General features: G+C 69.9%; 7 protein-coding genes. 4 read left to right on the forward strand and 3 right to left on the reverse strand.

Annotation, left to right across the window (positions count from 1 at the left end):
* Positions 1 to 27: 27 nt before the first annotated feature.
* Entirely contained in the window at positions 28 to 2,397 is a 2,370-nt protein-coding gene (locus ABZ412_RS24080; RefSeq protein ID WP_357283833.1) for a phosphoketolase family protein, read from the reverse strand.
* On the reverse strand, positions 2,394 to 3,329 hold the full coding sequence (locus tag ABZ412_RS24085; protein WP_357283836.1) for a universal stress protein: 936 nt from the start codon (positions 3,327 to 3,329) through the stop codon (positions 2,394 to 2,396). Before ABZ412_RS24085 ends, ABZ412_RS24080 begins: the two co-directional genes overlap by 4 nt.
* A 229-nt stretch (positions 3,330 to 3,558) precedes the next feature.
* On the opposite strand from ABZ412_RS24085, the gene ABZ412_RS24090 reads away from it, so the two are divergent.
* Positions 3,559 to 3,765 carry a hypothetical protein gene (locus ABZ412_RS24090; protein WP_357283839.1) on the forward strand — a complete coding sequence of 69 codons (207 nt, stop codon included), beginning with the start codon at positions 3,559 to 3,561 and terminating at the stop codon, positions 3,763 to 3,765.
* Here ABZ412_RS24090 and otsB read toward each other — a convergent pair.
* The gene (gene otsB, locus ABZ412_RS24095; protein ID WP_357283842.1) at positions 3,750 to 7,751 is read right to left on the reverse strand and encodes a trehalose-phosphatase; all 4,002 of its coding nucleotides are present in this window, start codon (positions 7,749 to 7,751) and stop codon (positions 3,750 to 3,752) included. The two genes, ABZ412_RS24090 and otsB, sit on opposite strands and share 16 nt — an antisense overlap.
* Positions 7,752 to 7,857: 106 nt before the next feature.
* Here otsB and ABZ412_RS24100 point away from each other — a divergent pair, with 106 nt between their 5' ends.
* The 3 genes from ABZ412_RS24100 (at position 7,858) to mgtA (ending at position 12,677) form a co-directional block, all read left to right on the forward strand.
* Positions 7,858 to 8,856 carry an NAD(P)H nitroreductase gene (locus ABZ412_RS24100; RefSeq protein WP_357283845.1) on the forward strand — a complete coding sequence of 333 codons (999 nt, stop codon included), beginning with the start codon at positions 7,858 to 7,860 and terminating at the stop codon, positions 8,854 to 8,856.
* 73 nt (positions 8,857 to 8,929) lie between these two features.
* Complete coding sequence (locus ABZ412_RS24105) at positions 8,930 to 9,577, forward strand: response regulator transcription factor (protein ID WP_357283847.1); 648 nt, start codon at positions 8,930 to 8,932, stop codon at positions 9,575 to 9,577.
* Positions 9,578 to 9,992: 415 nt separating this feature from the next.
* Complete coding sequence (gene mgtA, locus ABZ412_RS24110) at positions 9,993 to 12,677, forward strand: magnesium-translocating P-type ATPase (protein WP_357283849.1); 2,685 nt, start codon at positions 9,993 to 9,995, stop codon at positions 12,675 to 12,677.
* Positions 12,678 to 12,695 lie beyond the last annotated feature (18 nt).

The following is a 12,695-nucleotide window of genomic DNA, read 5'->3' on the forward strand; positions in this document are numbered from 1 at the left end:
AGGCTGGGAGCCGCCTGCGAGCGAGACTCAGCCCGCGGCGGGCCGGCGCCAGTCGGCGATCTCGGGCGGGTCGATGCCGTGGCGGCGGGCGTAGGCGTCGGCGGCTTCGCGCTGCGTGGTCAACCGCTCGGTCAGCGACGAAAGCCGGTCGGCGAGGCGCGGCACCTCGGCGAGGGCGGCGGCGGCGAGGGTGAAGCGGTCGATGCCGTTCATCGCGCACATGCTGAACGGTGTGGTGGTGGTGCCGTTGTCGGTGAAGCCGTGGACGTGCATGCGGTCGTGGCCCGGGCGGCGGTAGGCGATGCGGTGGACGAGCCAGGGATAGCCGTGGAAGGCGAAGATCACCGGGGCGTCGGTGAAGACGGCGCGGTAGTCCTCGTCGGCGATGCCGTGCGGGTGACGGTCCGGCGGGAACAGCCGGGCCAGGTCCACCACATTGACCACACGAACCGCCAAGTCCGGCACCATGTTCCGCAGCAGCGCGGCCGCGGCGAGGGTCTCCTGGGTGGGGACATCGCCCGCGCAGGCCAGCACGACCTCGGCGGGGCGATCAGCGTCCGTGCTCGCCCACTGCCAGACACCGAGTCCACGTTCGCAGTGCACGCGCGCCGCGTCGTCGTCGAGGTATTGCAGCGCGGGCTGTTTGCCGGCGACGACGACATTGACCCGGCCCCGGCTCCGCAGGCAGTGGTCGAAGACGTGCAGCAGGCAGTTGGCGTCCGGCGGCAGATACACCCGGCTCACCTCGGGCCGCTTGCTGAGCACATGGTCGATGAAGCCGGGGTCCTGATGCGAGGCCCCGTTGTGATCCTGCCGCCACACATGCGAGGTGATCAGGTAGTTGAGGCTGGGAATGGGCTCGCGCCAGGCGAAGTCGGCCGCCATGTGCAGCCATTTCGCGTGCTGCACCACCATCGAGTCGATGACGTGCGCGAACGCCTCGTAGGTGGAGAAGACGCCGTGGCGTCCGGTGAGCAGGTAACCCTCGAGCCAGCCCTGGCACAGATGCTCCGAGAGCACCTCGAAGACGCGGCCGTCGGGAGACAGCCGGTCGTCGCCCACGATGCGCCTTTCGCGCCAGCGACGGCCGGTGACCTCGAGGATCGCGTCCAGCCGGTTGGAGGTGTGCTCGTCCGGGGAGAAGAACAGCAGATTGCGGGGATTCTCGACCAGGGCGTCGCGCAGGTAGCCGCCGAGTACACGGGTGGCCTCGGCCGATTCCGTTCCGGGCGTCGCGAATTCGACCCGGTAGTCGGTCGGGCACGGAAGCCGCAGATCGACGCTGTCGTGCCCGTGCGCCGCGCGGTTCGCGCTCATGCGCAGCTGCCGCGGGTGCAGGTCCGCGATCCGGTCGACCGGACGGCCGTCGGCGTCGAAGAGCTCCTCGGGCCGGTAGGACCGCAGCCAGTCCTCCAGTTGCGCCAGGTGTTCCGGGTTCTCCCGGACGCCCGCCAGCGGTACCTGGTGGGCCCGGAAGGTGCCTTCCACGCGGACGCCGTCGACCATGGCCGGACCGGTCCACCCCTTGGGGGTCGCCAGCACGATCATCGGACGGCACGGGTCGCGCGGCCCCAGCCCGCGCTCGGCGTCGTCGCGGATCTCGCGGATGCGCTCCATCGCCTCGTCGAGCACGGTCGCGTAGCGTTCGTGCACCTCGGCGACATCGGAGCCCTCCACGTACATGGGCTCCCAACCCTGCGCGGTGAGCATGGCGTCGAGGTCATCGCGCGACATGCGGGCCAGCAGTGTCGGATTCGCGATCTTGTAGCCGTTGAGATGCAGGATCGGCAGCACGGTCCCGTCGGACACGCGGTCCAGGAACAGCGACCCGTGCCAACTGGTGGCCAGCGCGGCGGTCTCGGCCTCGCCGTCGCCGATCATGCAGGCCACCACCAGATTCGGATTGTCCAGGGCCGCACCGGTGGCGTGCGCGAGCGAGTAGCCCAGCTCACCGCCCTCGTGGATGGAGCCCGGCAGATGCGGCGAGGCGTGACTGGGCACGCCGCCGGGGAACGAGAACTGCCGGAACAACTCCCGCATCCCGGCCAGGTTCTGCCCCACCTCCGGATGCCGCAGCGAGTAGGTGCCCTCGAGCCAGGTCGCGGCGGTGAGCGCCGCCGCGCCGTGGCCGGGGCCGAGCACGAACAGCATCTCCTGCCCGGTGCGCATGATGGCGCGATTGAGGTGGGCGTACGTGAGTGTCACCCCGGGCACGGTGCCCCAGTGCCCGATCAGCCGCGGCTTGATGTGTTCGGGCCGCAGCTTTTCGGTCAACAACGGGTTGTCCATGAGGTAGATCTGGCCGGCGGCCAGATAGTTCGCCGCCCGCCACCATGCGTCCAGATCGACCAGGTCGTCCCGGATTTTGGTCTCGGATCCGGGCATGGTTCTCGTCATCGCTTCGTCTCCTCGGTATCGGCGTGCACCACCATCACCGGGCAGTGCGCGTGCTGGACCAGGTGATGGGCGGTGGATCCGAGGAGCAGGCCCGTGAATCCGCCGCGGCCGCGGTTGCCGACCACGACCAATTGCGCGGTCTTCGACAGCTCGGTGAGCTGGGCCCCGGGCCCGGCGGTGCAGACCTCCCGGGTCACCTCGACGTCCGGGTACTTCTCCTGCCAGCCCGCCAGCCGTTCGGCCAGCACGGCCGCCTCGACGTCGTCGAGATTCCCGGTCATCGAGGTCACCTCGCCGGCGAACTGCCCGGTGTCCCAATCGCTCCAGGCGTGCATCGCGACCAGGCCGGTGCGCCGCTCGGCGGCCTCGGCGAACGCCGCGGCGATGGCGGCCTCGCTGGTCCGGCTGCCGTCCACACCCACCACCACGGGTCCGGAGGTCCGGACCGCGTCGCCGGTGGCGGGGTCCGGCCGCACCACGATGACCGCGCCGGACGCGTGGCTGGTGACCGCCAACAGGGTCGAGCCCAGGTGCGCGAGGGTTCCGGCGGTGCCGGACGCGCCGATCACCACCGCGAAGGCGGTCACGCTGTCCTCGATCAGCAATTGGGCGGCGGTGTCGCCGGACATGGACGCCGTGAGCGGGACCTCCGGGTCGTACTCGCCCGCGGCGGTCACCGCGCGCGCCACCAGCGCCTTGCCCGCCGCTTTGACGCTGTCGATCAGCGGTAGCGTGGCGACCGCGTAGGTTCCGACACCACGGCTCACACCGACCAGGTCCAGCCCGTGCACGATGTGCAGCCGCCGCCGATGCTGCGCGGCGTACCGCACCGCCCACCGCAGCGCTCGCGCCGAACCGTCCGAGCCGTCCACGCCGACTACGACGGGCGCGGAGGCCAGCCGATGCGGATCGTCGTACTGCTGCTCTGTCATCGTGACCTCCGGGTGAGGTGAAATCATCGGCGCCCGAACCGGGCTGGTCCTCTCACGGTAGGAACGCCCCCGCTCCCGCTGCTGCGGGCGATCGTCCTCGAAGCGGGGACCAAAGGCCTCTGCGCGGCGCTCCCGACCACCGCCTCGGGACTTCGGCCGCCGTTGGTCATCCTCGGGTCGGGAACAATGGCCCTGCTGCCTGCCGCACGCCGGCGCGAGGCTGATCATCATGGATTCTCCCGCACCTCCGCATGCCGTAGCGATAGCGGCGCTGGTTCTCGGTTCGGTCATGGTCGTCGCGATCCCCGCGGCCACCGACGATCTGTCCGTCTGGGCGCGGATGTACGGCACGGCGCTGGTCTACCTCGCGTTCACCGAATATCTGGCGGTCGCGGTCGGGCTGGTCCGCTGGGGTGCCGGTCAGCTGCGTTCCTGATCGCGGCCCGCCACGAAATCCCGTGCGTCCAGCGGTACCCGCACGGTGGCCCCGGCCGCCAGCATCTCGGTGACGCCGTCACAGTGGACCTCCACCGGATCGGCGCTTCCCGGATCCGCGGCGACCTCCAGCGCGTGAGCGCTGATCCGGATCGCCAGGCGATGTCCCCGGTAGATGATCGAATAGCGCAGCTCCCCCAGCTCCGACGGCCAGCAGGGGTTGAAGATCAGCCGATCGGATCGGATCTCCATCCCGGTGAAGCAGCGCTGCACCAGGTCGATGCTTCCGGCCATGGCTCCCAGATGAATTCCCTCCTCCGTGGTGCCGCCCTGGATGTCGGCGACATCGGAGTCGAGCACCCGGTCGAAGAACTCCATCGCCTGCGCCCGGTGCGCGCGGGCCAGCACCCAGGCGTGGACCAGCGCGCTGAGTGTGGAGCCGTGCGAGGTCCGGGCCAGGTAGTAGTCGATGGTCCGCGGAATCATCTCCCCCGGCAGCTCGTATCCGAGTCGCTCGAGCACGTCTCGCAACTCGTCGGCCGAGAGCAGGTAGAACAGCATCAGCACATCGGCCTGTTTGGCGGCCCGGTACCGGTTGACGTCGTCGCCCTCGGCCTCGAGGATGCGATCCAGTCGCTGGATCTCGCCGTAGCGCTGCCGATAGCCGTCCCAATCGAGTTCGGACAGCGACTCGTAGCCGTCGAACTGGCTGATGACGCCGTCGTGGAACGGCACGAACATGCGGCGGCTCACGTGCTCCCACCGGGCGAGTTCGCGCGGCGAGACGCGCAGTGACTCCAGCAGTTCCGCGCGCGCCCGCGGCGTCAGCCGGTCCAGGGCCTCCTGTGCGCGCACCAGGGTCCAGACAGCCATCACGTTCGTGTAGGCGTTGTCGTCGACACCGGTCCCGGGCGCGGTGGGCGAACCGGTATGGAATTCGTCGGGCCCGATGACGCCGCGCAGGTGATAGCGATCGTGGCGGGGATCGTAGTCGGCCAGGCTCGCCCAGTACCGGGCGATCTCGACCAGCAGTTCGGCCCCGTAATCGGTGAGGAATTCGAGGTCGCCGGTGGCCTGGTAGTACTGCCACACGGTGTAGGCGATCGCACTGCCGATGTGATGGGCGCGCGGGCTCGGATCCGGATTCCAGTGCCCCGACAACGGATTCAGATGCAGCAGCTGACTCTCCTCGCGACCGTCGGAACCCGACTGCCACGGGAACATCGCTCCGCGCTGACCGGCCGCGGCGGCGGCCCGGCGCGCCTCGGGCAGACGCCGGTAGCGGTAGCGCAGCAGCCCGCGCGCCAGGCGCGGGAAGCGCGGGTTCAGGACCGGGTGGACGAACAGCTCGTCCCAGAAGACGTGCCCGCGGTACGCCTCGCCGTGCAGGCCGCGCGCGGGGACGCCGACATCGAGATCGGCGGTGTGCGGTGACAGGGTCTGCACCAGATGCAGCAGGTGCAGCCGGATCACGCGGGTCGCCCGGTCACCGCCGTCGAGGTCGATGCGCAGCCGATCCCACAGGTGTTCCCAGGCGGCCGTATGAGATTCGAGCAGATCCGCGAAGCCGCCGGCCGCGCGCAACGACCGCGCGGCCTCGTCGTCCGGAGCCGAGACGGCGTGGTCGCGACCGGTGACCACGGCCGCGATCTTCTCCAGCACGACGGTGTCCCCCTCGGCCAGCGCGACGCCGTGGTCGTGTCCGATCGAGTTCTCCGACTCGACGAGTTCGGTTGCGGGGCACAGTTTCACCCCGTCACGGTGCAGCGTTCCGCGCGCGGCTGTCGCCACCGGAATCCCCGACTGCCCGGTGCGCACGACCAGCAGCACCGATTCGGGCGACAGTTCACGCGCCGACGCCGGCGCGAGATGATTACCCGACAGGTCGCGATATCGGGCCACCAGTTCGTTGCGGACGCCACCGTCCACCGTCGAGCGGAAGATCACGGTGCCCGACCAGTTCTCGGCGGTCACCTCGGTCTCCAGCGCGCACAGGTGCGGGGCGTGCATGGCCGCGAAGCGCCGCTGCCGGACCCGCGTGATTCGCCCGGTGGCGTCGCGGAAACGGAACCGCCGCGACAGGACGGCCCGGCGCAGATCGAATTCCTGCCGATAGGACAGCAATTCGACGGTGTCGATGTCGAGCCAGTCGCCGTCGCCGACGCGGAAGGTCACCGGCAGCCAGTTCGGCAGGTTCACCAGGCTCTCGTTGTCGACGGTACGCCCGGCCACCTGGTCGAAGAGCCGGTTGTAGATCCCCGCGACATACGTCCCCGGATAGTGGTGCTCGCTCGCCGTGCAGTCGGGCGCCGCGCCGCGGGTGGCGAGGTAGCCGTTGCCGACCGTGCACAACGCCTCCCGCAGCCGCTCGTGCGCCGGGTCGTAGCCGTCGAAGGCGAGCACCCACGAATCCGACACCGCCCCGGTCGATTCGGCGTCGAACAGCCTCGCCAGGTCGTCGAGGAACGCACACACGCCCTCCGGACCGGACAGCGCGAATCGGGCCGCGGTTCGTCGGTCGCCGTTCTCGTCGTGGCGGACCACCACCGAGAGCCCCTCGGCCTCGATGGAGTCGAAGGCGTCCTCGTCGGTGAGATCGTCGCCGATGTAGATCGGCAGGGTGGACGTGGTGAGATGGCTCAGGATCCAGTGCAATGCGGTTCCCTTGTCCCAGTCCACGTCCGGCCGCAGCTCCACGACCTTCCGCCCGCCCGTCACCCGCAGGCCCCGGTCGTGAGCTTGGGCATGGACCGCGGCGGTCACCGCGGGCACTCGTTCCGGCGGCACCCGCCGGTAGTGCACGGCGACCGCGAACCGCTTGTGCTCCACCAGAATCCCGGGGACATCGCCGAGCGCACGCTCGAGCTCCGCCGCCGCCGCGGCCAGCGCCGCCTCCGCGCCCGGTGCCGCGTCGTGCACATGTGTCGTTCCGTCCGGGGCCAGCAGCTCGAATCCGTGACACCCCGCGTACCAGAGTCCGTCCACGCCCACCCGATCGCGCAGATCCGCCAGTTCCCGCCCGCTCACGATGGCCACCGGGCACCGCGCCGCCAGTCGCGCCAGGGCCGCGGCCGCGCCGTCGACCAGTGTCGCGGCGGCCGGATCCGGCACGATGGCCGAGAGCGTGCCGTCGAAATCGAGCAGCACCGAGGCCTTCTCGGTATCGAGCAGGTCGCCCAGGCGAGCCGCGGCGGCCTCGGGCAGCTCCGACATCCGCCGGAAACCGTTGCGCAGCCCCACCTGCCCGAGGTCGGCGACCACGACATCGGCGCCGTGTTCGGCCAGCCGGTCCCCGTGCCCGCCCCGATCGACGCCGATCACCAGGCCGAAACCACCCGCGCGCCCGGCGGCCACACCGGCCTCCGCGTCCTCCACGACAATGGTCCGCGACGGTTCGGCCCCGAGCCTGCGCGCGGCCTCGAACAGCATCGCGGGATCGGGTTTGCCCGCCAATCCCAGTTCGTCGGCGTCGATCCCGTCCACGCGCACGCCGAACAGATCACCGATGCCCGCCGCGCGCAGGACCTCGGCGCAGTTGCGGCTGGCGGAGAAGATCGCGACGCCGAGTCCCGCGGTCTGCAAGCGGCGTACCAGCGCCACCGTACTCGCGAACGCGGGCACCCCGGCGCGGGTGAGCCGCTCCAGGAACAGCCGGTCCTTGCGATTGCCCAGCGCACAGACGGTCTCCGCGTCCTCACCGTCGCCTGGTTCCCCATAAGGCAGTGAGATACCCCGCGCGGCAAGGAAATTGGTGACCCCCTGATAACGAGGAACGCCGTCGACCCACCGCAGATAGTCGTCGGCGGTGAACGGTGATCGATCCTCGCCGGGCGCCACGGCACGGTGTGTCAGGAACTCGTCGAACATCTCCGTCCAGGCCGCCGCGTGGACCGAAGCGCTGTCGGTCACCACGCCGTCCATATCGAAGATCACCGCATCGTGACGCCGCGCATCGATCAGCGGCGTGGCCTGTGTGTGCTCGTCCACCATGTCAGCGTGCGTCGCGCTCGGCGTGTCGCCAAGGGTCCTGTAGCACCGCACCGAGGACCAATGGCCCCTGCGGCAAGGACCGCTCGCGTCCTAGCGTGAGTCCATGAGCCCACTACCCAGCGGTGACACGATCGAGCAGGCCGTCCGGCTGTCCGGTCGAGCGCCCTCGCTGCACAACAGCCAGCCGTGGCGTTGGGTCTTCGACGGCGCCGCCCTGCACCTGTACTCGGTCCGCGAGCGCATGCTGCCGGCCACCGACGCCTCCGGCCGACAGCTGCTGATCAGCTGCGGGCTGGCCCTGGGCCACCTGCGGGCCGCGCTCGCCGCGGCCGGATGGCAGACCCGGGTCGCCTACTTCCCGAATCCCACCCGCCACGAACACCTGGCGACGGTCACTTTCGAGCCCGCGCGCATCGTCACCGACGCCGACCGGGATCGCGCGGCCGCCATCGAGGTCCGCTACACCGACCGGCTGCCTTTCGGTGCGCCGAAGGACTGGCGCGAGTTCGAACCGGTGCTGCCGGTGGTCGTCGACCCGCGTGACGCGGTGATCACCGTGCTGCCGTCCGAGGCCCGCTCCGAGCTGGCCCAGGCGTCGCGGCTCACCGCCGCGGTGCGCCGCTACGATTCCAGCTATCAGGCCGAATTGCAGTGGTGGGCAGGGCATTCGCTGGCTGCGGAGGGCATCCCTCCGGAAGCTCGGATCTCCACCGAGGAGCGTGAGCGCGTCGAGGTGAGTCGTGTCCTGCCCGCCGCCGGGGGCGAATCGCGCCGCACCGAGGTCGACGAGGACCGATCGGTCGTCGTGGTCCTCTCCGGCGACGACAGCCCGATCGATTTCCTGCGCTGCGGCGAGGCGCTGTCGACGCTTCTGCTCGAGTGCACGGTCGCCGGCTATCACACCTGCCCGCTGACCCATGTCACCGAACTGCCGCGCAGCCGTGCCATGATCCGGGCACTCACGGGCCGCGACGAGCAGCCGCAGGTCCTCGTCCGAATCGGAAGCGTGCCCGTCTCCGAGCGGCGGCTGCCCCGCACGCCGCGACTGCCGCTCACGCAGATCCTGACTCTCACCGCACCCGCCACCGCGGTATCGGAATGAGTTCCGGCATTTCCCGGCCGCGGGCCCCGCGAGCTATCGTTGACCTGACCACCCAAGAAGATGGGAACCGGCCATGACCACCGTTTTTCTCGTGGACGACCACGAGATCGTTCGCCGCGGGCTAGTCGACTTGCTCGAGAGCGACCCCGACATCACCGTCGTCGGCGAGGCCTCCGACGCCGCCCAGGCCCTGGCCCGGATTCCCGCGCTCAACCCCGATGTCGCGGTGCTCGACGTGCGGCTGCCCGACGGCAACGGCATCGAGCTGTGCCGTGATCTGCTCTCCCGGCTGGACGGGTTGCGCTGCCTGATCCTCACCTCGTTCACCGACGAGCAGGCCATGATGGACGCCATCCTGGCCGGAGCCAGCGGCTATGTCGTCAAGGACATCAAGGGCATGGAACTGGCCAAGGCCATCAAGGAGATCGGGGCCGGCCGTTCGCTGCTGGACAATCGCGCCGCCGCCGCCCTCATGGACCGGCTGCGCCGCAGCACGCAGACCGACGGCCCGCTCGCCGGGCTCACCGAACAGGAGCGCAAACTCCTCGACCTGCTCGGTGAGGGCCTGACCAACCGTCAGATCGCCGAGCGCATGTTCCTCGCCGAGAAGACCGTCAAGAACTACGTTTCCCGGCTGCTCGCCAAGCTGGGTATGGAACGCCGCACCCAGGCCGCCGTTTACGCTTCCAAGCTGCGCGGCGACCACCCCCATCCGGTCTAGATCGAGATCGCGACCGAACACCGCGCCCCGCTGATCGGGGCGCGGTGTTCGTCGTCGCACAGCGACCGGTGCGCGTGGCCGCGCTCGCGAAAGCCGATCCCCGAGGCCGCAGCGATTCCGCGGCGAAGGTGACCTGAAGGGGGTCTCCGGCATCGCCGGCCCAGTGATCGCCTCCCGTGACTTGCAGGTGTCACGTCGCGGCGGAGGTTCTAATCGACCGGCGTACAGCGTTATCCGGCGTGCGGGTCGCCCGCGCCTCGCTCCAGGAAACGCCTCGGGATCGACCTGCCAATGATGCGGGGTACAGCCCGGCCGCCGCAGCAGCGGCAAGTCCTCGGCTACAGGGTCTTTGGTCCCCGGGGCACATGCGGGCGGCCTCTACCGAGCCCGGCGTTCCAGCGCAACCCTCGAAGGCATGTCGATGCGCACGCGCCCGGCCGTCGCGAATACCGGCCCGCGCCAACCGGTTCACGCCCTGTCGGCCGCGATCGCCGCGGCGCAACCGGTCGATCAGGTGATGGCCGCGCTCGACAGCGGCGATGGCGGTCTGACCGAGGCCGAACACACCCGCCGGGCAGAGGTGTTCGGTCCCAATTCCCTTCGGACCCATCGGGTACGGCTCGCATCGGTCGTGGCCAGGCAATTGCGTTCTCCACTTCTGCTTCTGCTGGCCGTGACCGCCGCCGTCGCGTTCTTCCTGGGCGAGCGCACCGACGCGGTGGTCATCGGCGCGATCGTGGCCATGTCGGTGGGTCTGGGCACCGTCAACGAGTTTCGCGCCGAGCAGGCCGCCGACTCGCTGCGTGACCGCATCCGGCATCGGGTGGTGGTGGTGCGCGACGGCGTCGCCCGATCGATCGACCTGGTGGAACTGGTGCCCGGCGATATCGTCGAGTTGCGGGCCGGGGAACTGGTACCCGCGGATCTGCGGCTGCTGTCGTCCACCGGGCTGCACTGCGATGAATCGGTGCTGACCGGCGAGGCGGAACCGGTGCGCAAGTCGCCGGAGGTGGTGCCCGCGGGCAGCCCGGTCGCCGAACTCGCGTCCTGCGCGCTCATGGGCACGGTGGTCGCCTCCGGCACCGGCAGCGGCATGGTGATCGCGACCGGCGGTGACACCGAATTCGGGCGTATCGCGGCCGGTTTGGCGCACCGGGAGCCCGAGACCGAGTTCCAGATCGGACTGCGCCGGTTCTCGATGCTGCTGGTCCGGGTGGCCGCCATCCTGACGATCGGCATCTTCGCGGTGAACCTGGTCCTGCACCGGCCGCTGCTGGACGCGCTGATGTTCTCGCTGGCGATCGCGGTCGGGATCTCACCCCAACTACTCCCCGCGGTGGTCTCCACCGGCCTGGCGGCCGGGTCGCGGCTGCTGGCCCAGCGCAAGGTGCTGGTGAAGAGGCTGGTCTGCATCGAGGATCTGGGCGATACCGAAGTGCTGTTCACCGACAAGACCGGGACGCTGACCGAGGGCCGGATCGAGTTCATGCGCGCCGTCCCCGTGGACGGGGCGGCCAGCGCCGACGTCGTCGCGCTGGGCCTGGTCTGCGCCGACGGCTCCATCGAGAATGGCGCTCTGGTCGGTGGCGACGCGCTCGACACCGCACTGTGGGCGGCGCCGGTCGCGCCCCGGGCCGCGGTGCGGGAGTATTCGCGTGCGGCGACACTGCCTTTCGATCATCGGCGCCGCATGATCTCGGTACTCGTCGATTCGCCCGGAGGCGGACGCGTCATCGTCACCAAGGGCGCGCCCGAGGCCGTCCTCGCCCGCTGCGAGCAGGTGCCCGAGTCGGCGATCGGAGCCCTCGACGCGGAATTCGCGGCCGGGCACCGGGTGGTCGCCGTGGCCACCCGTGCCGCCTCCGGTATGACATCGTTGACGGCCTCCGAGGAGACCGGGCTCCGCCTGGCCGGATTCCTGATCTTCCTCGATCCGCCGAAATCCTCTGCGGCAGCGGCAATCAGCCGGCTGACGACGCTGGGCATCACGGTCAAGGTGATCACCGGCGATCATCCGGGCGTGGCCGCGCAGGTGTGCGAACGATTGGGTCTGCCGGTGAACGGCACCCTCTCAGGCGCCGAGGTGGACCGGCTCACCGATCGCGAGCTCGCCGAGAGACTGCACACCACCACCGTTTTCGCGCGCATCGATCCCGAGCAGAAGGCGCGCATCGTGCGCGCGCAACGCTCGCTCGGCGTCGATGTCGCCTTCCTCGGCGACGGCGTCAACGACGCGCTCGCCCTGCACGCCGCCGATGTCGGAATCTCCGTGGACGCGGCCACCGATGTGGCCAAGGACGCCGCCGATGTGGTGCTGCTGGAGAAGGACCTGCAGGTGCTGGCCGACGGTGTCACCCAGGGACGCCGCGTCTTCGCCAACACCATGAAGTACGTCCTGATGGGTACGTCCAGCAATTTCGGCAATATGTTCAGCGCGGCGGGCGCGTCGGCGTTCCTGCCCTTCCTGCCGATGCTGCCCTCGCAGATCCTGCTCAACAATCTGCTCTACGACGCCGGGCAGCTCGCCATCCCCACCGACACTGTCGACGAGGAGCAACTGGCCCGCCCGTCGCGCTGGGATATCGCGTTGATCCGGCGATTCATGCTGGTGTTCGGTCCGATCAGCTCGATCTTCGACTTCGCCACTTTCGGCGTCATGCTGTGGGTCTTCCACGCCGGCGAAACCCTGTTCCACACCGGGTGGTTCGTCGAATCGCTGGCCACCCAGACCTTGGTGCTGTTCGTGATCCGCACCCGCAGAACGCCGTTCTTCCGCAGCCATCCCAGCGTCGTCCTGCTGACCGCGGCTCTGGCCTCGGTCGGGATCGGCGCGCTGCTGCCCGTGACCCCGCTGGCGTCAGCGCTCGGCTTCACGCCGCTGCCCGCCGGCTTCTTCGCCGCACTCCTCGCCATGATCGTGGCGTACCTCGCGCTGGCCGAGGCCGCGAAACGGTGGTTCTTCCGGACGCCCCCACCCGTACCCGCCGCCCGCGACCGCCGCACCGATCACCGATTGCGGCGTCGCGCAGCGCGTTTCGCCCTCGGAACCCCCGCCGCACCGGGGACTTCCGCACAACCGGTACAGGCATTTGGCCCCTAGAGCCCCGTGACCGGGTGC

This window comes from Nocardia sp. NPDC005746, assembly GCF_040630785.1.
Taxonomy (GTDB): domain Bacteria; phylum Actinomycetota; class Actinomycetes; order Mycobacteriales; family Mycobacteriaceae; genus Nocardia.